Raw genomic sequence first — 21,720 nt, 5'->3', positions numbered from 1 at the left:
TAAGAACAGGGGAAGCTATAGAGACAGGAGGCATAAGCATGGACGGTAGAGACTGGGGTACATTTTTACTTCCTTATGAACAAGCGGTAGAGGAATTGAAAGTTAAGTTTAAAACGATGCGGGCGGAGCTTAAGAAAAGGGAAGAATACGCCCCGATCGAATTCGTTACCGGTCGTGTCAAAAAAATATCCAGCATTCTGGAGAAATCCAGACGCCTGAATGTGCCGCTTGATCAGGTGGAAACAGGCATTGAGGATATTGCAGGTATCCGCATTATGTGCCAGTTTGTGGATGATATTCGGCGGGTAGCCGAGTATATTCGTGGTCGTAAGGATTTGACGGTATTAATCGAGAAAGATTATATCACCAATTTCAAAGAGAGCGGCTACCGCAGTTTCCATATGATTATTGAGTATCCTGTTCAGACGGCTCTAGGGCAGAAAAATGTGCTGGCCGAGATTCAGATTCGGACGCTGGCGATGAACTTCTGGGCCACGATCGAGCACTCCCTAAGTTACAAGTTTCGGGAGAGTCTGCCGGATGATATGCGTGCAAGATTGAAAAAGACGGCCGAAGCCGCTTTTGTACTCGATAATGAGATGTCGGCGATCCGTCTGCAAATTCTGGAGGCGCAAAAGGCCTTTGAAGATGACTCCAATATTGTATCAAGAACGCTGAACATCATACATCAATTGTACTTCTACCACCTCGTGAACGAAGCAATAGAGGCACAAAAGCGCTTCAATGACTGCTGGGAGCGTCATGATATGGAAGGGTTAAAAGACCTTCTGGATGATGTGAAAGCACTTCTGAATGCGGCTAGAAAGGGCGAAAACCCGGATGAGCAGCTATGAGCCGCTGTATGTGGACTATCTGATCTACTTCAACCGGGATCAGGACTACTTTGAATGCCATGAGGTATTGGAAGAACTATGGCTTGAACGGGATCGGGATTCTCTGTATAAAGGATTGCTGCAGATTGCAGTGGGGCTGTATCATTTCAGGAATGATAACCTTCGCGGAGGACGCATGATGTTACAGAGTTCGGTAGATCTGTTAAAATCATATCCGGAAACTTCGCGAGGCATTGCCCTTGGGCCGTTGGTGCAGGAAGTACAGGAGCTGGTTCATGGACTTTCCGGTCCTGAGCCGCAGAATTTTCCTTACAGAGACTTGCATATTCAGATTCAGGATGAGGTGCTGGTGCAGGAAGTTCGAGAACGAGCTCTTGAACTGAAGCCTAATATTCCCCAACGCCGAAGTCCTACACGTGGACGAATCTATGAAGAGAAGATGAAAGCATTGCAGCAAGAGCAGAACTTGCAGAGCGAGTAAGCTTGTAATGTAAAGACATCATTCATTTCATCATTAACATATTTTCAGACATATGATATTAAAAAACACCCCGGCAGTTCCTATAGAGGAATTGGCCGGGGTGTTCAATATTAAAGGACATCATTAAAGTTTGGAATGATTCCAGAGCTTGTCCATACAAAGGACAATATGATCCATGCGGGTCCATCGCAACCACGAAGAGTTATATGATTAGCTTGCTGATGGAGTGGTACTGCCTTTATATTTTTCGAAAAATTGCTTGTAGTCATCCAGGGTATAACCGTTGTCACTGCCATTTTCCTGCAGCCCGCCAACCATGCGGTCTTTCTCAATACCATCCTGATAATATACCAGAGTTGGTGTGTACTCAATGTTATAATCGGTCCAACCGGAATCGAATTCGCGCAGATTGAACTGTGGTAGTTGAATCCCTTCCTCATCGACCAGTGGCATCAACTGAGGTGTTGTCGCACGGCAGTGTGAGCAGTCGGAGGCAAAGAAATAGACAAAGAAGCTGTCTTTGTTATCAATTCTAGCTTTCAGATCGTCAGGCAAAATAATTTGTTGGTAGTTCGGATCGTTCAGCAGTTCGCGTGTTGCAGGATTAAGCTTGGAGGCGGCGATGCCATAAGCATTCCCCACGGCGTCCATTTGTTTCTTGGATTGCTGGTTCACCAGGACAAGTGCTGCAATCAAAACGACGAAAATACCCAGGAAAATAAGGATCGCAGCGCTTTTCTTTTTCTTCTTGGATTTCATTAAGACATCCCCCATCGATCATATCGAAATATAGTTTTGGCAAAAATACAGGATGGGATAATATGCATAAACACCCGAATTTTTGCACATCAATCAATCTACTTGCCATTATACTACATTACACGCTGTAGTGGAATATGTATGAAGCAATAGGAAAGCATTGCCCGGATATGATAACATAGAACTATATGCAATTTTAACAAGACAGGATGAGTGGGATTATGGCTGTACAGCTGCCTTCGATATTTGCCGAGCGGATGAAAAGCTTGTTAGGCGATGAATTTGAACAATTTATGAAATCTTATGAGCAGTCGCCACATGCGGGGCTGAGAGTGAATACGTTAAAAATATCGCTGGAACAATTCAAGGAAATTGCTCCATTTGATATGCGACCCATTCCGTGGTGCGGAACGGGTTTTTATGTGCCTCATGGAGTTAAGCCGGGGTTACACCCTTATTATCATGCGGGTTTGTATTATATCCAGGAACCAAGCGCTATGGCCCCAGTTGAATTATTGGATGTGAAACCCGGGGAACGCGTGCTGGATCTATGTGCGGCTCCTGGCGGGAAAACAACCCAGATTGCTGCCAAGCTTCAGGGGAAAGGTGTGCTCGTTACGAATGATATCCATGCGGAACGTACGAAAGCCCTCGCCAAAAACGTGGAACTGTATGGAGTACGCAATGCTGTTGTATTGAATGAATCACCGGAACGGATTGCGAATGCATTTCCTCATTATTTTGATAAAGTGTTAATCGATGCGCCTTGTTCGGGTGAGGGTATGTTCCGTAAAGATGAGGACATGGTGAAATCCTGGGAAAATCATTCGGTGGAAAAATGTGTGCTGATGCAGCGCGATATTCTGGAGACTGCGGCCAAGCTGCTTGCTCCAGGGGGGACCATCGTATATTCCACATGTACATTTGCACCAGAGGAAAATGAAGCGATGATAGCGGAATTTCTGAACATCAATCCTGATTTTGTGGTGAATGACATCCCGGGAAGTGCTGGATTTGCTCCAGGACGACCGGATTGGGTGCGTCAGATGTTGCCCGAAAAAGCAGAAGAGACGGGATCTGTACTGGAGCAAACGCGCGGCACTGCTAGGTTGTGGCCCCACCTGTTGGAGGGAGAAGGTCATTATGTTGCTGTATTGCAGCATCGTTCCGAATCTCTTACTGAAGAAGATGGAAATCAAAAAGAGGGTAGCGTTTTACAAATTGGACAGGCAGTGGACACAGATTCCATCGAACCAAATGAATCGGTAGAACCATTTATCCGTGCATCCGCACCAATCAGTAAAGAAGAGCGGAAACGGGAACGTCTAATGAGAACCGAATCCAGAGAACGCAATGATAAGCATACCCGTGGTGGCAAGGCTCAGGGAAAACAGGGTAAAGGAAACGAACGTGGTGGTCGCAAAAACGAACGGACTCAAGGACGAGGAACCGACCAGGCAAATGTCGATCCAGGAACGGTGTATGCTCAATTTGTACAAGAAAATTTGGGAATCGAGCTTGCTGGAGAAACCGTGTTTTACGGTGATCGTGTGTATCAATCTTCTGTGGGTGCTGCTCGTCTGGAAGGGCTCAAGGTTATTCGACCAGGGTGGTTTGTGGGTACCGTGAAGAATGGGCGATTTGTGCCCTCTCATCCGCTTGCATGTGCTTTGAATGCAGCTGAGGCCCAGAGATCCGTTAACCTATCTTCCGCAGAGGGTGAAGCGGTAAGGTATCTCAAAGGAGAAACGTTGAACATCGAAGAAGCACGAGTAGAACGTCAAGCAGATACAGCGGCCAAAGGTTTCGTGCTGGTATGTGTGGACGGTTTTGCGGCTGGCTGGGGCAAATGGCTGGATGGTGTACTGAAAAATGAATATCCAGCAGGCTGGAGGTGGACATCGGTATGAGTGGAAAAGGAAAACAAACGCTGCGTCTGGATAAAATATTAAGCCATATGGGTGTGGGGTCTCGAAGTGAGCTCAAAAAGATGGTCAAGCAGGGCAGAATTCGTGTGGACGGGAAACCGGTAAAAGACAGCGGTGTGCAGGTTAATCCAGACGTAAACGTAATTGAAGCTGATGGAGAACGGATCGTCTATCGGGAAATGATCTACCTGATGCTGCACAAACCACCTGGCGTGGTGTCGGCAACCGAAGATAATCGGGATAAAACGGTGATTGATCTGCTGCGTAAAGAGGAGCGTGTCTTCGATCCGTTCCCTGTGGGACGACTCGACAAAGATACCGAGGGTCTGCTCATTCTTACTAATGATGGGCCACTTGCCCATGATCTGTTGTCCCCGCGTAAACATGTGCCCAAGACGTATGAAGCTCGTGTGCTGGGGAACGTTGATGAAGAAGATATCGAAAAATTCAAAGCCGGCATTCAGCTGGATGATGGATATGAGACGTTGCCAGCGGAACTGACTGTGCTGGAACGTGAGGAAACGGAAGAGGGCGTATTCTCTTCCATTTCATTGATCATTCATGAGGGCAAGTTCCACCAGGTGAAAAGAATGTTCCAGGCTGTTGGCAAACGTGTGGTTTATTTGAAACGTGTTGCCATGGGTGACCTGGAGCTGGATGCCAATCTGGAAATTGGCAGTTATCGTGAACTAACCGCAGACGAGTTAAATCGTCTGCGGAAGTAATAGCTCCCGTCCTTCGCGAAGCGGAGCAGGGAGCCCGGGCAGGAGGCGAAGTCCTGCCCACCGCACCAAAGGTGCAGCAGCTCCCGTCCTTCGCGAAGCGAAGCAGGGAGCCCGGGCAGAAGGCGAAGCCCTGCCCGTAATGGTCCCGCTTGAGCTTGGGCGGGACCGCCGCTGTTAAGCGGCAGACCCGGCAACCAAGCGTTCCCACACCGACCGTCACATAGCAAGCTCCTACCTGCCGCCGGTAAACGAGACGGGAGTCCAGAGGGCAGAGCCCTCTGGGGCCCTCCCTCGGAAGGGAGGGTTTGGGTGGGTGCGACTCTTTTACAGATAAGGAATGAAGACAAATGACAATTAAATTAATCGCACTGGATGTTGATGGAACGCTGCTTAATGATCATCATGAACTTACCGAAATGACGCAAGAGACCTTAATTCGTGCTTCCCGTCAGGGAGCTGAGATTGTCCTGTGTTCAGGCAGAGGTCCTGCGAACACGATCCCGTTTATGGAGCAGATGGGACTTGACGGATATGTCATTACACATAATGGAGCGGTAACTGCACAGGTTCAGACTCGTGAAGTGGTGCACCATTTTGCCATGGATGGACAGGGGCTGGAGCCTTTCATAACTTACTGCCGCACGCAAGGTGTGCATTTTGATATCAACACAGCGTTTGGACTCTATGTGGATCAGCCGGAAGGTTTGGAGTTGCAGGTACGCGAGATGTATCAAAACTTTATGGCAGAGCCATTAAAGCTGCCGCAATGGGCGGATATGACAGAGCCGCTTGCGAAATTCACTGCGTTTGGACCGATTGAGCAAATGAACGCAGTGCAGCAGGAGTGGTCAACCTGGAATCTTCCATATTATATGACTCGTAGCGGTGATTTTTTCATTGATCTGATGCATCCCGAAGCCTCCAAAGGTGCAGCTCTAAAAAGACTGGCCGAAGCAAAAGGAATCCTGCCTTCCGAGATCATGGCGGTAGGTAACTACTATAATGACATCACCATGTTGACCTTTGCAGGCAAAGGGGTGGCGATGGACAATTCCCCGGAGGAAGTTAAGGCTGCTGCGGATGAGGTTACACTTTCCAACAACGATCAGGGTGTGGCCCACGCTATCCAAAAATATGTGTTGTCCGTCTAATAGTTCGCTCTTAAAATCTGAATATCGTTGTATCTTATAAACTGTCGCTCTCAAGGGTAACCTAATAGAATAACGTTAGGAACCGAGGAGGACAGGTGCATGGAACTGAAAGTAGAGCTGATTCCTGATCTTCGTACATCAGGCGGCGAAGTGCAGGATATTATGGTGGACGGTCAATATGCGGGTTCATTGCTGCTCGTGTTCAGGGAAGGGGATCGGGTATCCGGCAGCCTTCAGATTGAGCAAAATTCACTACCTGACGAGACAGAACAGTATATAGTTGAGCAGGTGCACGAATATATTCGTTCTCTCGCGGATGCGGTAAGTGCTGCTGAATATGAAGTGCTTGTAAGCTGCGGTACACTGTATTCTGTGTTACAGAAGCCAGAGTCTCAAACGGATGTGTTCATTCAGTCGTCACGGTCTGAAGATACGTATAATCACGATGGACAGAATGGTCGAACTGATGTAAATGAAGTACACGTCATTCCTGGCTCACAAGCCGAATCATTTACATATGAAGACCCCGAACATTTGCTTGAGATGGAGCTTGTAAGCGCCGGACGCAGCATTTCCACCTATGTATTTAATGACGCCAATGGACAGGAACTGGCCGAAGCCTCTCTGAAACAATATGGTGCAGATGTACAGGGTGAGATCCACTGGTATGATGAACCAGCAGAGAATTATCAGGATGCGGCTGCCGAGCTGCTGGTACGAGAGCTGGATGAAGAAATCATCGATACGATTACGATCCGCATGTGGCATCAAGGGCAGGAGCTGGAATCTGCGGAATGGGTACACCGAGATTTTGCGGATGATGATCAGATAGCGTCCGAAGAAGATCTCGAAGAGATTGAAGCTGCTGAAGAAGCTTGTTATGTCATGTTGGTACGCAAAGATCGGGAGTTTCGGGTATATGAACTGTTCCTACAAGAACGCGGAGGGCTACCTGTAGGTACAGCAACGATTGATACCTCACAAGCAGATTTGTCAGGCTATATCGATTATCAGGTTCCCGGCACAAGTGTTCAGCGAAAGAGTTTGGTTGAAGTTCTGATGCGAGAGCTGGAAAAAGAGCTTGAGTTTGATACATTACATCTGACGATGTTATACCGAAATCAAATTATTGATGAAGCGAAGATTGAAGGGTAAGAGGCACAGCCTCTTGCCTTTTTTTGTTTTCTTTTTTGACGAAAAAGCCATTTCCCGGTATAGTACCATTAGTTTAAGAGAGACCTGGAAGTGGAGGAGAATCATGAAGCACTCATTCAGTATCACAACAGACTACATTAATGATGAATTTAAGGCATTGCAGGCTCAGCCGGAAGACACGGAGGATGTGATGTCTCTGCTTATGGAAACAGCCGAATGGCTGCGGAGCCAGGGGTCTTCTCAATGGAATGCGTTGTTAAAAGGTGAGGATTCTCATAATACGGCGGAGGCTATTCAGCGTGGCGACGTATTTGTATTTAAAAAGGGTTCTGACGTAGCTGGCATGGTTATTTTGATGAGCCAGCCAAGTGCGTGGGATGTGCATTTGTGGGGAAGCAAAGCGCATGCCGGGGATGGCGCACTTTATTTGCACCGATTAGCCATTCGCAGAAAGTATGCCCAGAGTGGATTGGGAAGGGCGATTTTGCAATGGTCCAGCAGCGGGATAGAGTTTGAGGACAAACATATCGTCCGATTGGATTGTGGAGCCGAGAACGCAACATTGAACGCATTCTATGTGCGTAATGACTATACTTTTGTGGGAGAGACAGACGGCTTCAGTACGTATGAGAAGGCGGTCACACATCTGTCTGTATAACACTGTATGCAACATATCGGGTGCATTCAAAAGCCGGGAGCTACCACTGCTCACCGGCTTTCATTTGCATGTGGGCAAAGAGGTTTAACTTTCAATCCATACATCCGCTTCTTAGCCGAGCATCTTCTGAATATGTTGTATATACGACTCCGGAGTAAGGGCTTTCGCTCAAACAAGATGAAAAAGATAACGTATAGTAGAATAATGGCAGTCAGATAGCGATTACTTCAAGTGGAATTCCTCAGTACCTAACAGTATTCGTAATGTCGTCAGCGTCAGATGCAACATGGTACAATTGATATTGAAATGAATTCTAGTATTCGGCTGTAAATGAGCGAGTGATAAGGAATCTCATTTTGTACCTTTACTGAACATATGTTCTGATATATCATGATTGAAGATGTAATGAAAAGATTTATGCTAGAAAGGGGGAACTAACGGTGAGATTGCTGCAGGCGCTTTTCTTTCCTCCGGAGCAGCCCGGAGGTGTATCCTCTATGATTCCGTATATGCAAGAGAGGTTTACAACCCCGAGGTGGGAGATGGATCTATTCTCGTTGCCTAAGCGAATTCGCAACAAGGGCAGGGAAGATATCCAGTTTGAGACGTTCGATTGGACTGCGTATCAGGATAGTCCTGTTGTGCAAAAATATATGCAAACCTACCGGGATTATTTGTGGTGGACCAAGCTGCGTATTCAGAAGCCTTACGATCTGATTCATGCCCATCACCCTATTGCGGGGCTTGCAATGAAGAAGGTTTTCCCGGATGTTCCTCTAATTCAAACCATCCACTCCAGTTATGAGCGAGAGCTGATACTGAATGGACGCATTGAGCCAAACGGACCAGAGCATCAATTCCTGCTGGCCATCTATGGTGAACTGGAGTACCAGGCAGAGCGGTTATTAACGGTATCGGATTCTTTCCGTCGTTATCTGGCGCCTCATGTACAGCATCCCGATGTTATCGGTGTGATTCCGAATGGTTTTGATGAGAAAAGGTTCAAGCCAATTCCCCATGAGAATACGATACCACAGCTGGTCACCGTATGCCGTCTGGTTCCGGCGAAAGGGCTGGATATTCTGTTCAAAGCCTGTGCCGAGTTGAAAGCGCGGGGACATGATTATGTGCTTCATATTATCGGGGACGGACCGATCCGTCCAGATTTGGAAGAATTAGCCCAGCGGCTGGGCATTTATAATGAGACTATTTTTTATGGTTACACGCTGCACCCGGAGGAATTCATGCCATTTTTTGATATCTTTGTACTTCCTTCGCGGGCGGAGGCATTCGGATCTGTTTTCGCGGAAGCAGCGCTTAGCTGTCTTGCTCTTGTAGGTACAGATGTTGGCGGCATACCAGAGCAGATCGAGAACGGCAGTAACGGCTTGCTGGTGCCTTCAGAAGATCCATCTGCACTGGCAGAAGCGCTGGAGAAGGTGATGGTTGACCCGGCGTACCGTTATGAGCTCGCTCGTTCGGCCTGTGAGAAGGCCAAAACCCATTACTCTTTGGGCAGATCGGTCAATGAACTGAAAAAAATGTATTTGCAATTTCCGAGCCAGTTCTAACTTCTGGAAAGGGAAAAGAAGGAAGCCGCTGTATGAACAGCGGCTTTTTTATATTTAGGGAAATGATGTTTCCCAACAAAAATACGTTGTTATAGGTGTTTGTTACGACCTCGAAAGCTTCCCCATCGATCCATTACTAATTTTGCACCCCAGATAAGTGCCAAACTGCCGAAAATGGGGTAAAGGATAGAGAGCAGGGAACTGAATCCAAACTGGCTGAGCGAATAACATAGCAGCATGATGGCCAGTATGATTAGTTTGGGATGTACGTGGACATGCTGTCTGAGTTGGAGGGTCATTCCATAAATATCGGCTACAAATGTACTGAAGATTTCCATAAAAATCAGGGATACATAGATAGACTGGACTACCCATCCAAGTTGAAAGGCAATGCTGCCCATCGGAATTTCAAATTGTGTGATGCCAGGCATCTGGGCTGACATGGCGAAGTGGGCTGCCATAAGCATGAATCCTACACCAATCCCGCCCAGAACGCCGCCCCATTTGAGTACCTTTCGGCTGCGAATCTGATTCCCCACCGGAACGAGCACTGCTTGGGCAAGTGCCAGGTTGAATGAAGTATACAAAAGAGGAGATAACCAGACCTGGATTGGATTGCTGTCCGTGGTTAATGTAATAAATCGGTTTGCGCCGGGATGATGTATGGTGCTGGTGATCATAAGCAGAGAGAGCAGGAGCATCATAGGCACCACGATACTGTTCATTTGTAGAATAGCCTGAATACCCCGTCCAAGCAGCAGATAAGTACCGATAAGGGTAACAATCAGTCCGGTCTGATAATGAAGTCCCAGATGCTCTACAAAGACCGACCCTGCTCCGGCCAGCATGACACTGTTTACTCCAATGAGTATCACAAGGGTAACCCATGTAATCCAGTTTCCTGCTTTATGACCGAATAGATGCTTGTTGAGATCTTCGTAAGAGCGCGAGCCGGTATCATGGGCAATCAGCATCATTTTTGTACCTAACCAGACAAAGAGCATGGTCGATAAGCCAATGGTAATGGTGGCCCATTTGCCATACTGGGTAAAGAACTGCAATATCTCTTGCCCTGTTGCAAAGCCGGCTCCTACTACCGTTCCAATGTATGTAAATGCGATCTGCAGCACCCGAAATGCCTGTTTCATGCGTTTCCCCTCTCAGGCCCCTGAATAGTTTGGACATGCGGGTGCCATGGTACAAGGTATGCTTGACCCGTCAAAGTCATGACAATTGAAGTGTGGCAAAGGGTCATTTAACATGCTCTGAACAAGAGCAAAGGCAATTTCGCTTGAACTGAGAGCCGGATCTATGATACTTTTACGTCATAGGATAGGCTTGGGAGGTCAAATTATGGAAGTATTGAAACAACGAATTTTACAAGAAGGTGTAGTCATGTCGGATCAGGTGCTGAAGCTGGATGGTCTGCTGAATCACCAGATTGACCCTGCACTGACGATGGAAATGGGACGGGAATTTGCCGCTCGTTTTCGTGAAAGTGGTGTAACCCGGGTCATTACAGTGGAGTCTTCCGGGATTCCGGTCGCTTTTGCTGCTGCACATGAACTGGGTGTTCCACTGGTATTTGCCCGGCGAAAAAAAACACTTTTGGCTGACCCCGACGCTTACTGTGAAAGAGTACCTTCTTTTACCAAAGGGATCGTAACGGATATTATGGTGTCCCGTGAATATATTCATGAGAATGACCGTATTTTGTTTATTGACGATATCATTGCAAATGGCGATGCCGCTCGTGGTGTCATCAAAATTATCGAACGTTCGGGTGCAGAACTGGTCGGATTCGGTGTCGTGGTCGAAAAATGTTTCCAGGCCGGAGCGCGCACCATTCGTGAGCAGGGTATCCCGGTTGAAGCGTTGGTGCGCATTCGTTCACTGAACGATGGCACTGTACAATTCGACGATAACGAATTGTGACTTTTTAAAGGAAAAAGTGCCTATTTTTATAACAATGCCTTTGCATGACCGCTGATTTCATTTATAATGGGGTTATGTTAGGGAGAGGAGGCAACACCATGGGTAACCAACCGGCAACAGAACAATTTTTTATTGATAAGCTGGCGGAATCGAAAGTACATTTTGAGCGTGCCCTGGATTGTAAACATACGGAATTCGATGACCTTTATCCCTATATGATTGAACATCCTCAATTTTTCTGGTACAAACGCTACGTTGCTTGGTCAGAATTGCTGACGATTGTAGGCTTGTGCGAAGAGTTGTCCTTCTCTTGGAAAGAACAATTTACACCGCATCAAGTGGAGTACCTTGAAGAACGTGTGATGTCCGCCAAAGTGCTTGATTTTTGGTTTGAGAAGAACGACAGCAAAGAGCACGCGCAGCGGTAACTTTCAGTCGGGACATATTTCGAATGACATGACAGTCCAATACAGTCACGTGAGACCTAAATGACTTTTCATTTAGGTCTCTTTTTGTAAATAATTTTTTTGGGAAAGTAGGCGCCATAAATATGATCAGTGATGCAGAATTGGATGCACTGCGTTTATCGGGTGAAAAAGTAAGGGTAGTACGGGATGAGATTCAGTCCAATGATGTGACAGGCATTGTAGTGGCCTGGGACGGGGAGCAGGTGCTCATTCGCCGTCAGAATCGTCGTGTGGTTAAGCTTGATCGGAATTATCAGTATCAGTTGTTCAGCGAACCACGTAAGAGCCCGCTCGAAGAATAGGACATGCGTTTTTAGGTTCATTTACCATGGATGTTTTGGCATAATTGCACCTCTCGGGAGAGAAGATAGGTACAGTGAGAGCTTGTAACATATCAGCCGAGAGGATGTGCGGTAACCATGACACTGATGAATGATAAGGTTCATGCCTATAAAGATCAGATTGGTGAATTAAGCGACGTGCTGCCAGCTGTGGTGAAGTCTTATCATGAGTTCACTGGAGAGTGCTTTCAGGCAGGGGCGATTGATGCCAAGACCAAACAGCTGATTGCGCTGGGCATTGGACTGTTTGCAAACAATGAGGTATGTACGTTTTACCATGTGGAAGAAGCGCGTGCCAAAGGAGCAACCGATCAGGAGATTATGGAGACGGTTGCTGTGGCTGGAGCAGTTGGCGGAGGCCATGCGTTGTCTCAGGGTGCAATGAGAGTACAGAAGGCTTTACATTAAAAGCTTTGGTTAAGACGGATGATGACCTTGTGTACCTCTAGAAAATCAATATTAATGTAGACAAAGATAGACAAAGAAAAGGCTCCGGTTATAACCGAAGCCTTTTCGTGTTAACTTATATTTTGCCCAGCATTTTGTTATACATAAACTGTCCTGTTACCCGGCGTGCTGTTACGTAACGATCGTTGAAGTAAGGATTAGATAATTGAGTGATGCTGACACCCTTGCTGCTTGAAGCATGAGCGAACTGTCCGCCCCCGATATATACACCTGTATGTGAAATGCCACTGCCCATCGTATTAAAGAATACCAGGTCACCCGTACGCAGATTAGCTTTGGATACCGGCGTTCCGGCCTTAGCTTGTTGCTGGGAAGTGCGTGGTAATTCAATGCTATATTTGTTGAAAATATATCTCATAAATCCAGAGCAATCAAACCCGGCGAGTGTAGTACCACCCCATTTGTAAGGTATGCCTGTCATGTTGTTAACGACGGTGTTAATACTGCTTGCCTCTGTGCTTGCTGCACCAGATGTAAATAATACTGCTGCTCCAAAAATGGAGATGATAAGCTTTTTCAAAATTTTTGTTCTCCCTTCGATGCCTACGGAGTTAGCTAAGGGTTCGGTAGAAGGTTCCCTATATTTCCTATGTATAAGAATAATTCACCCAAAATGGTTCCCCCGTTTTCAAACATGAAACTCGGCAAATGAATAATTAAGTTTTTGTAACCTTTTGAAACTATATTGCATAAATGCGAAAATGTCAAACCGTTCTTGAACACTTCTTATCATCTCAATGTTAACGGAATTATCGCTATTTATGTAGAAATAACTCGAAGGTTGAGTTTTGATAGATGACAAAAAAGTAACTACTGTTTCAAATGCAGGATTCCAGCTTCCTAAACATTAAAGAGGAGGTGGGTATGCCTGGTACGGAACTGGCCTTCCAACATATAATTCATTTAGACAGTTTTTTATCATCAATTGTATTGGCCTTAGTTTTTTGTTTTGCATGAAATGATGGATGAGTACAGCTTTACAAATTAAATAAGGAATTATTTTTTTGTTGACACTAATTACCTGCACATGATATATTACTTCTTGTCGCCGCGATGTAATTTCTCGGAGATACAACATACGCGGTCGTGGCGGAATTGGCAGACGCGCACGGTTCAGGTCCGTGTGGGCTAACCCCCGTGGAGGTTCGAGTCCTCTCGACCGCATCATATGTAATACAAAAAAAGGTTCCTAGAATGGCATTACTGCCACTCTAGGAACCTTTTTTCTTTGTTTACGGATTAGAGTGATGGCTCATCCTGGTTGTCTTCAACCCATTCCCTTAATTTGAGCAAAGATGAAGTTTTTATTTGTTTATTTATCCATTAATGGAAATATGTTTGTTCTGCGACGGTTTGCCCCTATATTTCAGGTGAATTGTACGTAAAATACCGAATTGTACCTATCCTGGAAATCCACTATACACTATTCTCTTCTCGTATGGAAGCGCTATCAACAGGAATTTGATTGACCAAATTCAGAGGGGGTAGGGATAATTTGAAACGAATCGGAAAAAGGATGGCAATGTGTTTCATGGTGTTCATGATTGCGGCAGTTCAGTTCGGAATTATGGGAACGACAGGTAATGTGGCACAAGCAGCAGATAAGAGTCTGGCCCAAAAGCCGTATATGGGGTGGAGTAGTTACAGCATGCAAGTATATGACGGGGCGGGTAACTGGACATCTGCCGAGAGTATTAAGAAGCAATCGGATGCCATGCGCGAGAAGCTGCAAGCCCATGGATATGAATACATTAATATTGATGCTGGCTGGAACGGTGACGAAGATGAATACGGCCGTCCTATTCCGAGTACTGTTCTTTATCCAAATGGATTTCAGGAGGTCATCGATTATGTCCATAATAATGGACAGAAGATCGGAATCTATCTGATTCCGGGATTATCCATTACAGCCTATGATAAAAATCTTGAGGTGTATGGAACGGGCGGGGCATGTCGTATGCAAGATATTGCAGTAAAACCGCTCGTTGTTATGGATGCTTGGGATTCGTACACGTACAAAATTGATTTTTCGAACCCTTGCTCACAGAAGTACATTGACTCCATCGCGGATCTTCTTGGAGAGTGGGGTATCAATTTTGTCAAATTCGATAGTGTGACGCCAGGATCGGGAATTAATAACCTGAGCCGCGATGCACGTGGTGATGTGGAGGCTTGGTCCAAAGCCCTGGACAGAAATAACATCTGGTTTGAGCTTTCCTGGGCGCTTGACCACAATTACGTGGACTTCTGGAAAAAGTATGCGAACGGCTGGAGGATCGACTGGGATGTTGAAGCCTATGACAGCAGTAAGGGATTGACCGAATGGTCGAGTATTTCCCGCTTGTTCCCCATCGCTGCCCTCTGGTGGCGGGATGCAGGTCCCGGAGGCTGGAACGACTTCGATTCACTGAATGTCGGGAATGGCTCGATGGATGGTCTGACCAGGGACGAGCGGAAGACCGCTACCACGTTCTGGGCAATCTCTTCAGCACCGCTTTATACAGGTAATGATCTGACCAGGCTGGACAGCTATGGGCTGGAACTGCTGACGAATGACGAAGTCATTGCGGTCAATCAGGCTGGTCGTCCAGCCCATCCGGTTTCCATGGACACCAAACAGCAGGTTTGGTATGCCAATAACGGAGATGGTACGTACAATGTAGCTCTGTTCAATCTGGGCAATCGGAGTGCCGAGGTCAAAGTGAAATGGAGTGATATTGGCCTCGAAGGTACGGCTTCGGTCCGTGATCTCTGGAGCCATTCCGAACTGGGGAATTTTAATCATGAATTCAGTGGCGGCGTACTGGAACCTCATGCTTCCCGGATGCTTAAGGTAACCGCATTAAGCGGTACATCAGCTGTTAATGATGATGATACGGGCATGCGCTATAGTGGAGATTGGAAGCGGAACGGGGGCAAGGAGCAAATCGATGGCAGACAGGATCTGAGCATCGCTATTACGGATTCCTCGACCACTGGTCCAGCGAATATGAATACGCAACAAGGAGCTGACTTGGAAGCTGAAGTTGACCCAACCGCGAATACAGAAAATGTAGCAAATGCTGCTTCCATGGATGCGGCTGCTGTTACCGATGTGGTTTATATTAATGATGATGATAGCCATATTCAGTACAACGGTTCATGGAGTCCAAATAGCAGCAGAGGTTTCGGAGATTACAAAGATGATGTACATTTTACTGAGGATGACGGCGATTATTTTGAATATACCTTCACGGGCACAGGTATTGATTTGCTGACGGAGAAGGACAAGGGTCTGGGAGACATGATAGTCACACTCGACAATGGAACGCCTGAAACGGTTAGCGCTTATACCGATGATGAACGAGAAGCCCAACAGGTGCAGTATAGTGCTGCTGGGTTGACTAACGGTTCACATACCTTGAAAGTCGTCAAAAAATCAGGCCAGTATATGCTGCTGGATGCGCTTAGAGTAACAAGGGAAATTCCTACAGGAGAGCAGAACAGCACCATTAATCCGGCTTCTGCTGACTTTGACAAGGCAACAGAACAACAGAAGGACATTACTGTCACGCTCACATTGAACGGAAATACATTAACTGGCATTGAAAATGACGGAGTAATGCTCAGTGAAGACGACTACACGGTGGTCGATGACCAAGTGAACATCAAAAAAGAATATCTCACCCAACTGCATGTAGGAACAACAGACTTCGTTATCAATTTCAGTGCTGGTGATCCGCAAACTCTTACTGTTCGAGTTAGCGATACAACGGGCATTCTTTATGTCCTGATCAATAACGACGATCCGGCAATTAAATACAATGGCTCATGGTCCCGCAGTACTGGTAGAGGCATGGGCGACTATAAGGATGATGTACAGTATACCGAGACGAATGGTGATTCTTTTGAATATACCTTCAGAGGAACAGGGATCCAACTGTTCACGGAGGTAGACCAGTCACAGGGAGATATGGATATCTATGTGGATGGTCAATTCAAGGAAACGGTCAGTGCGTATCGCAACGGAAGATTGGCACAGCAGAATCTATACAGCATATCGGGCTTGCCTGATGGGCAGCACACGCTGAAGGCCGTCAAGAAATCGGGTAGATTTATGCTGCTTGATATGCTCAAGGTTGAGCTCCCGAATATGATTAATCCGGTGAATGCGAGCTTTGACAAATTAGCTTCTGCTCAGGCTGACATTGATGTCACGCTGCTGATCCAGGCGGGAAGCTTTAAGGGCATTACCAACGGCTCCAATGAACTGACACGAGGGACTGATTATACGGTTAATGGCGACCGCGTTACACTGAGCAAAACATATCTTGCTGCCCAGCCTGTGGGAACGTTAAATCTCAGTTTCTCCTTCGGCGGTGATTATCTCAATGACGTACATTCTACGACGGCGGATGGAGATTTCTTCGAGTACACCTTCAAGGGTACCGGAATAAGCTTGATTACACCTACTGGACCGGAGCAGGGAGAAGTAGATATTTATGTCGACGGACAACTGAAGCAAACCGTGAACGCATACAGTCCGAGTCGCCAAATGATGCAGGAGATTTACAGCATCTCAGGACTGGCAAAAGGTCAGCATACACTCAAAGTTGTGAAGAAATCCGGTGATCTTATGCTGGTCGATCAACTGAAATTTACTGTCCCTACTGGAAACGGAAACGGAGAACCAACGAATCCGTCCAATCCGTCGAATCCGTCGAATCCAGGTGGTCCATCCAATCCAGGCGGACCATCGACTCCAGTCGTCCAGCCTTCAGACCCTTCTGTGCCAACGCCAACTCCTGAATCCGGAACTACTGACGGGACAACAGGAACGGATGATGGTCAGGATATTCCGTACAAGGCGTATATTCAAGGATATCCGGGCGGTTTGTTCAAGCCAGATAACAAGCTCACCCGTGCAGAGATGGCAACCATACTCGCATTGGTATCTGAGAAAGAAGCCACGGGATCTGCTGTTGCATTCAGTGACGTTAAATCTGAATATTGGGGAGCCGACGCCATTGCTAAGGTAAGCAAGATGGGGCTGATGAATGGCTACAAGGATGGCACGTTTAAGCCAGATCAGTCATTGACTCGTGCGGAGATGGCCACTCTTGTGTCCCTTCTTGGTCCGGCTTCCGAGAATTCAGGCGATGGATTCTCGGATATCGGTAGTCACTGGGCCAAGGAAGCCATTTTGAAAGCGCAAAGCGCAGGCATTCTGAGAGGCTATAAAGATGGAACTTTTCGACCGAATGCTTTACTGACAAGAGCGGAAGCCGTTGTAGCAATCAACAGAGCTTTGGGCAGAGCACCGCTCACGAACGTTTCGCAGCCACAGTGGAAGGACGTTCCTTCCACACACTGGGCCTTTGGTGATGTTGAAGCAGCATCCGTCGATCAGGTTGTAAAAGCCCGATCAGAGGTGGAAGAACCGAAGAAGAAATGATGTGAACTAGGAATGGGGGCCATCTCGGCCCCTTTTTTCTGAATGTTAAGGAGTTATGGAAAAGGAGGCTTACTATACAAAAAATACACTATTGGAGACGCACGTCATCTCAAACCAAAGAACTTCGGAAATGTTAAAAAAAGCAATGATAATCGTCTTTTGATCGTTGCCTTTTATTCATTCCCGAATGAAACATGATTGAAGAATGAGATAAAACAATTGACTAACCCGGAAAATATTATTATCTTTGATAACGCTACCAATACCTCAAGGAGGGGGAGGAGGGTTACCCATTAAATATTCCAATGTTTTTCGTAAATTTTTAATTTCCTACGTGATCATTTTGGTGATACCCAGCATTGGCGGTTATATGTCTTATCTGACGTCCATCTCCGTAACACAGTCCATTTCCATTGAGAATAGTGTTACCCAACTTCAGAAAAGCCAGGAAATATTGGAGGGCCGCATGGCGGAAGTGGAGGGCTTCACCCGACAGCTTGCGGTCAATCAGGAATTGAACGTTCTTATGAATGAAAGGGACAACGAAACCAACGTATATGGGATATGGAGAACGATGGAGAATGTGTTGACCTTTGGACAGACCAATGATTTTCTGCAAAATTATTATATTTATCTAGCGAATTACAATCTAATTTTGACCCCGGGCTCTTCTTACAGACCGAATCACTATTACGCTGATTTCCGTTATAACGATCTTTCGTTGGAAGAATGGATGAAGGACGTGTTGGGGAAGACCCATCGGAGTGAAATTAAACCGCTTAGTTCCTATGTCAGTAGGGGGAAGCAGACTTCCGTAATCACATATATGCAGTCATTGCCTCTGGACAGCTTCAATGATTCTTCACCGGCTGTTGCCGTTGTAATTATTGACGAGAAAATGATTCTTAGTCCATTGTCCAGTCTGAATGACCGATACGGTGGCTGGGTTCATATCAGCGATGCGGAGGGCAATACCATTGCGCTGCAAGGGAGCTCCGAGCCCGAGATGGTAAGAATGGCCGCTGACTCTCATTTTGACCCAAGTAGGGTCAGCCAGTTCTATGGGGATGATCTTGTGATTACTACAAAATCCGATAAGAACGGATGGGTATACCAGGCGGGTATTCCCCGTCATGTCCTGATGGAGAATGCAAACAGGATCAAGGGGATGACGATGCTGATTACAGGCGGCACACTGCTCATCGGACTGATTGTTGGACTTGTGCTGGCTTATCGCAACAGCGTTCCAATCAATCGACTGTTAAGTGTAATGAAAGAGCAGTTTGGGAAGGATGAATCGGCTCCCAAAAATGAATTTGACTTTTTGAGTGGAAATATCGCTGATATGCTTACCAAGAACAAGCTGCTTGAATCCGAATTAAATCGCCAGCTCCCACTGGTCAGGGATGCCTTCCTGAAGCGGCTGATCTCCGGCGAATTCAAATCGCGTGATGAGATTCTTTCCGCGGCCGAACAGGCGGATATTAATTTGTATCAAGGCACGGGATATGCGGGAATTGTCCAGATTAAGGGGTATGCCAGTATGGACAGCGTAGAGATCCTGAATGAATTGAATGCCTCCCGACTTCTGTTGAAGCAGGCTTTGGCTGAACTGGGCGTAGATGTCCTGATGACGGATATGGGCTCGGATAAAGTGGTCATCCTGTTTTTTTCCAAGGAAACTGACTCCGGAAATGATCGTGAAAAGGAAGATATCACACATATCATGGAGAATCTGGCACAGTATGTGTTTAATGAATACAGGATCACCATCCAGTCAGGATTCGGAAATCTCTTCACATCGTTGACAGAGGTCAGTCTTTCCTTTGATCAGGCCAATCAGGCGCTGGAGTATGCAGTTTACATGAACAAAAAAGGCATGATGTGGAACAATGAAGCCCAAACCGAAAATACAACGTATTATTACCCGCTGGATTCGGAGCAGCGACTGATTGGCACGATTCGTGCAGGAGAACTTGAAGAGGCCAAACGGATTGTCGATGCAATCATCGTGCAGAACATGGAGCAGCGGGAGTTGTCCATGGAAATGAAGCATCAACTTGTTGGAGAAATGAAGGGGACTTTTCTCAAGTTGCTGGATCAAAAGGCGTTTACGGAATATGCCTCCATCGAGAATGTGAAACGGCGTGTCATTGATATTGGTTCCTCGGAGCCGCTTGAAACGATAAAAGCTGAGTTTTATGAAATCATGGAAGAGCTGTGCTCCGTTATTGCAAACAAGAAGAAGGATGCCCATATTCAAATCATCAAACAGATTAAGGAATATACTGCGACAATGTATTCCGATACAGAGCTGACTCTGTATCGCGTGGCAGAGCATGTGGAGCGGCCCGAGAAATACATTTCTCAATTATTCAAAGAGTTTACCGGTGTTAATTTCTCCGATCACCTGATCAAAGTCCGAATGGATCAGGCTGTGATTTTGTTAAAAGAGAGCAATTATACAGTGGATGAGATTGCGTCACGGGTAGGTTATAATAGTTCTCACTCCTTCAGGAGGGCCTTCAAGAGATTGAATGGCGTTTCGCCCAGTGTGTATAGACAATCGGTTGACGATTAAATGAAAGGAAGACCTACAGGCTGTGTTGTCCGTGTTCCGGACAATACGGTCTTTTTTTACGAATACGCCCCCGTAATGGAAAAATGGCTGTCGTACTGCGGATTTGTGCCCCCAAAAACAGGATAACTGTACGTTTAACGGCGCAGGTGTACCTGTTTATGGGACATTAAAATCGACTATGATCAGAATCAAGAAAGCGCTATCAAAATTTACGCATCGCAGACAGCTAGTAAGGGGGGATTGTTCTGGAGAAGGAAATCGTATTAAATCACAAGACATCAACACAGCCGAAGGCACCTGGTTTTCTGACCAATGCCCGCAAAAGAATGATGAAGCACTGGCAGTTACATCTACTGGTGATTCCGCCCTTGCTATTTTTTCTCATCTTCAAGTATTATCCGATGATCAATGCGGTTCTTGCCTTTAAGGACTATAACGTCATCAAGGGAATATGGGGAAGTGATTGGGTTGGTTTTCAAAACTTTCGTCTGTTCTTTGAGAACCCATTATTTTGGACCCTGGTGAAGAACACCATTTTACTTAGCGGTTATTTAGTGTTGGCCGGATTTCCAATTCCGATTGTGCTCGCACTCATGATAAATGAGGTGCGCGGAGCCAAGTTCAAGAAATTCGTCCAACTCGTATCCTTTGCACCCTATTTCATCTCAACAGTCGTGATGGTATCCATGATCATGCTGTTCCTGGCACCACGGCTTGGATTTGTGAACATCGCCATGAACTTCTTTGGGTTGGATTCCGTGAATTTTCTGGGTGAGCCAGGCATGTTCCGCTCAATTTACGTCTGGTCCGACATTTGGCAGACTGCGGGCTACAGTGCGGTAATTTATTTGGCAGCACTTGCCGGAATCGATCCCACATTGTACGAAGCGGCCAAAGTTGATGGGGCCTCGCGTTTTCAAAAAATCCGTCACGTGGATCTGCCAGGGCTGGTGCCAACCATTGTCATTATTTTGATCCTGAATGTCGGAAATGTCATGGCGATTGGCTTTGAGAAAGTCTACCTGCTACAAAATCCGCTCAATCTGGCTAATTCTGAAATCATTGCAACTTATGTCTACCGAGTCGGCCTGTTGAATGCCAACTATAGCTTTGCAACTGCCGTAGGGCTGTTCAACTCACTGATCAATCTGGTCTTACTGGTTACGGTGAATGGTTTGGCGAAGAGAGTTACTAAGAATAGCATTTGGTAGG

18 protein-coding genes, 1 tRNA gene and 1 riboswitch are annotated in these 21,720 nt (G+C 46.3%); of the genes, 16 read left to right on the top strand and 3 right to left on the bottom strand.

The features are described 5' to 3' along the window. Positions 1-38 precede the first annotated feature (38 nt). The gene (locus tag ACR1R9_RS16940; RefSeq protein WP_053783647.1) at positions 39-854 is read left to right on the top strand and encodes a GTP pyrophosphokinase; all 816 of its coding nucleotides are present in this window, start codon (positions 39-41) and stop codon (positions 852-854) included. Further along, a complete protein-coding gene (locus ACR1R9_RS16935; RefSeq protein ID WP_076292026.1) occupies positions 841-1,335 on the top strand; it encodes a DUF309 domain-containing protein in 495 nt (164 codons plus the stop codon). The genes ACR1R9_RS16940 and ACR1R9_RS16935 overlap by 14 nt, the downstream gene beginning before the upstream one ends. Before the next feature lie 210 nt (positions 1,336-1,545). Here the strand turns inward: ACR1R9_RS16935 and ACR1R9_RS16930 are convergent, their stop codons facing one another. Then, positions 1,546-2,094, bottom strand: coding sequence for a thioredoxin family protein (locus tag ACR1R9_RS16930; RefSeq protein ID WP_099853532.1), 549 nt, complete (start codon positions 2,092-2,094; stop codon positions 1,546-1,548). A 221-nt stretch (positions 2,095-2,315) separates the two neighbouring features. On the opposite strand from ACR1R9_RS16930, the gene ACR1R9_RS16925 reads away from it, so the two are divergent. From ACR1R9_RS16925 to ACR1R9_RS16900, 6 genes are all read left to right on the top strand, one after another. Next, positions 2,316-4,004: an RsmB/NOP family class I SAM-dependent RNA methyltransferase gene (locus ACR1R9_RS16925; RefSeq protein ID WP_433923134.1), complete on the top strand. Its 1,689-nt coding sequence runs from the start codon at positions 2,316-2,318 to the stop codon at positions 4,002-4,004. After that, positions 4,001-4,747 carry a pseudouridine synthase gene (locus tag ACR1R9_RS16920; RefSeq protein ID WP_433923135.1) on the top strand — a complete coding sequence of 249 codons (747 nt, stop codon included), beginning with the start codon at positions 4,001-4,003 and terminating at the stop codon, positions 4,745-4,747. The genes ACR1R9_RS16925 and ACR1R9_RS16920 overlap by 4 nt, the downstream gene beginning before the upstream one ends. Positions 4,748-5,094: 347 nt before the next feature. Continuing rightward, positions 5,095-5,898, top strand: a complete 804-nt coding sequence (locus ACR1R9_RS16915) for a Cof-type HAD-IIB family hydrolase (RefSeq protein ID WP_099853719.1) — start codon at positions 5,095-5,097, stop codon at positions 5,896-5,898. A gap of 99 nt (positions 5,899-5,997) precedes the next feature. Continuing rightward, the gene (locus ACR1R9_RS16910; protein WP_433923136.1) at positions 5,998-7,053 is read left to right on the top strand and encodes a hypothetical protein; all 1,056 of its coding nucleotides are present in this window, start codon (positions 5,998-6,000) and stop codon (positions 7,051-7,053) included. A 103-nt stretch (positions 7,054-7,156) separates the two neighbouring features. After that, entirely contained in the window at positions 7,157-7,711 is a 555-nt protein-coding gene (locus ACR1R9_RS16905) for a GNAT family N-acetyltransferase (RefSeq protein WP_433923137.1), read from the top strand. Positions 7,712-8,151: 440 nt separating this feature from the next. After that, the gene (locus tag ACR1R9_RS16900; protein WP_433923138.1) at positions 8,152-9,282 is read left to right on the top strand and encodes a glycosyltransferase family 4 protein; all 1,131 of its coding nucleotides are present in this window, start codon (positions 8,152-8,154) and stop codon (positions 9,280-9,282) included. Positions 9,283-9,371: 89 nt separating this feature from the next. Here ACR1R9_RS16900 and ACR1R9_RS16895 read toward each other — a convergent pair whose 3' ends face one another. Continuing rightward, positions 9,372-10,430 (bottom strand): YkvI family membrane protein, encoded by a 1,059-nt coding sequence (locus tag ACR1R9_RS16895; RefSeq protein WP_076289378.1) that lies wholly within the window; start codon positions 10,428-10,430, stop codon positions 9,372-9,374. A 205-nt stretch (positions 10,431-10,635) separates the two neighbouring features. On the opposite strand from ACR1R9_RS16895, the gene ACR1R9_RS16890 reads away from it, so the two are divergent. From ACR1R9_RS16890 to ACR1R9_RS16875, 4 genes are all read left to right on the top strand, one after another. Next, complete coding sequence (locus tag ACR1R9_RS16890) at positions 10,636-11,217, top strand: xanthine phosphoribosyltransferase (RefSeq protein WP_063564778.1); 582 nt, start codon at positions 10,636-10,638, stop codon at positions 11,215-11,217. Positions 11,218-11,315: 98 nt separating this feature from the next. Then, entirely contained in the window at positions 11,316-11,645 is a 330-nt protein-coding gene (locus tag ACR1R9_RS16885) for a hypothetical protein (RefSeq protein WP_024629266.1), read from the top strand. Positions 11,646-11,767: 122 nt separating this feature from the next. Next, the gene (locus ACR1R9_RS16880; protein ID WP_076289379.1) at positions 11,768-11,986 is read left to right on the top strand and encodes a hypothetical protein; all 219 of its coding nucleotides are present in this window, start codon (positions 11,768-11,770) and stop codon (positions 11,984-11,986) included. 117 nt (positions 11,987-12,103) lie between these two features. Next, a complete protein-coding gene (locus ACR1R9_RS16875) occupies positions 12,104-12,433 on the top strand; it encodes a carboxymuconolactone decarboxylase family protein (RefSeq protein WP_062322073.1) in 330 nt (109 codons plus the stop codon). A 115-nt stretch (positions 12,434-12,548) separates the two neighbouring features. Here ACR1R9_RS16875 and ACR1R9_RS16870 read toward each other — a convergent pair whose 3' ends face one another. Then, positions 12,549-13,013, bottom strand: coding sequence for a C40 family peptidase (locus tag ACR1R9_RS16870; RefSeq protein WP_076289380.1), 465 nt, complete (start codon positions 13,011-13,013; stop codon positions 12,549-12,551). Between the two features lie 5 nt (positions 13,014-13,018). Continuing rightward, positions 13,019-13,150, bottom strand: a riboswitch (cyclic di-AMP (ydaO/yuaA leader). 423 nt (positions 13,151-13,573) lie between these two features. On the opposite strand from ACR1R9_RS16870, the gene ACR1R9_RS16865 reads away from it, so the two are divergent. From ACR1R9_RS16865 to ACR1R9_RS16850, 4 genes are all read left to right on the top strand, one after another. Beyond that, positions 13,574-13,657 (top strand) — tRNA-Leu (locus ACR1R9_RS16865). A 331-nt stretch (positions 13,658-13,988) separates the two neighbouring features. Next, on the top strand, positions 13,989-17,927 hold the full coding sequence (locus ACR1R9_RS16860) for a X2-like carbohydrate binding domain-containing protein (protein WP_433923139.1): 3,939 nt from the start codon (positions 13,989-13,991) through the stop codon (positions 17,925-17,927). Between the two features lie 370 nt (positions 17,928-18,297). Continuing rightward, positions 18,298-20,508 carry a helix-turn-helix domain-containing protein gene (locus ACR1R9_RS16855; protein WP_099853518.1) on the top strand — a complete coding sequence of 737 codons (2,211 nt, stop codon included), beginning with the start codon at positions 18,298-18,300 and terminating at the stop codon, positions 20,506-20,508. Between the two features lie 326 nt (positions 20,509-20,834). Next, positions 20,835-21,719 (top strand): ABC transporter permease, encoded by an 885-nt coding sequence (locus ACR1R9_RS16850; RefSeq protein WP_143805411.1) that lies wholly within the window; start codon positions 20,835-20,837, stop codon positions 21,717-21,719. Position 21,720: the final 1 nt, after the last annotated feature.

It is taken from the genome of Paenibacillus taichungensis, assembly GCF_050994985.1.
In the GTDB taxonomy this organism is placed as follows: Bacteria; Bacillota; Bacilli; order Paenibacillales; family Paenibacillaceae; genus Paenibacillus; species Paenibacillus taichungensis.
This window is presented reverse-complemented; position numbering and strand designations above follow the sequence as displayed.

Excerpts from the sequence above, each read along its gene's own strand:
- ACR1R9_RS16935 (WP_076292026.1), top strand. The coding sequence starts at position 841 with ATGAGCAGCTATGAGCCGCTGTATGTGGACTATCTGATCTACTTCAAC.
- ACR1R9_RS16920 (WP_433923135.1), top strand. The coding sequence starts at position 4,001 with ATGAGTGGAAAAGGAAAACAAACGCTGCGTCTGGATAAAATATTAAGC.
- ACR1R9_RS16910 (WP_433923136.1), top strand. The coding sequence starts at position 5,998 with ATGGAACTGAAAGTAGAGCTGATTCCTGATCTTCGTACATCAGGCGGC.
- ACR1R9_RS16905 (WP_433923137.1), top strand. The coding sequence starts at position 7,157 with ATGAAGCACTCATTCAGTATCACAACAGACTACATTAATGATGAATTT.
- ACR1R9_RS16850 (WP_143805411.1), top strand. The coding sequence starts at position 20,835 with ATGATGAAGCACTGGCAGTTACATCTACTGGTGATTCCGCCCTTGCTA.
- ACR1R9_RS16930 (WP_099853532.1), bottom strand. The coding sequence starts at position 2,094 with ATGAAATCCAAGAAGAAAAAGAAAAGCGCTGCGATCCTTATTTTCCTG.
- ACR1R9_RS16890 (WP_063564778.1), top strand. The coding sequence starts at position 10,636 with ATGGAAGTATTGAAACAACGAATTTTACAAGAAGGTGTAGTCATGTCG.
- ACR1R9_RS16885 (WP_024629266.1), top strand. The coding sequence starts at position 11,316 with ATGGGTAACCAACCGGCAACAGAACAATTTTTTATTGATAAGCTGGCG.
- ACR1R9_RS16895 (WP_076289378.1), bottom strand. The coding sequence starts at position 10,430 with ATGAAACAGGCATTTCGGGTGCTGCAGATCGCATTTACATACATTGGA.
- ACR1R9_RS16925 (WP_433923134.1), top strand. The coding sequence starts at position 2,316 with ATGGCTGTACAGCTGCCTTCGATATTTGCCGAGCGGATGAAAAGCTTG.
- ACR1R9_RS16880 (WP_076289379.1), top strand. The coding sequence starts at position 11,768 with ATGATCAGTGATGCAGAATTGGATGCACTGCGTTTATCGGGTGAAAAA.
- ACR1R9_RS16915 (WP_099853719.1), top strand. The coding sequence starts at position 5,095 with ATGACAATTAAATTAATCGCACTGGATGTTGATGGAACGCTGCTTAAT.
- ACR1R9_RS16875 (WP_062322073.1), top strand. The coding sequence starts at position 12,104 with ATGACACTGATGAATGATAAGGTTCATGCCTATAAAGATCAGATTGGT.
- ACR1R9_RS16940 (WP_053783647.1), top strand. The coding sequence starts at position 39 with ATGGACGGTAGAGACTGGGGTACATTTTTACTTCCTTATGAACAAGCG.
- ACR1R9_RS16855 (WP_099853518.1), top strand. The coding sequence starts at position 18,298 with ATGTCTTATCTGACGTCCATCTCCGTAACACAGTCCATTTCCATTGAG.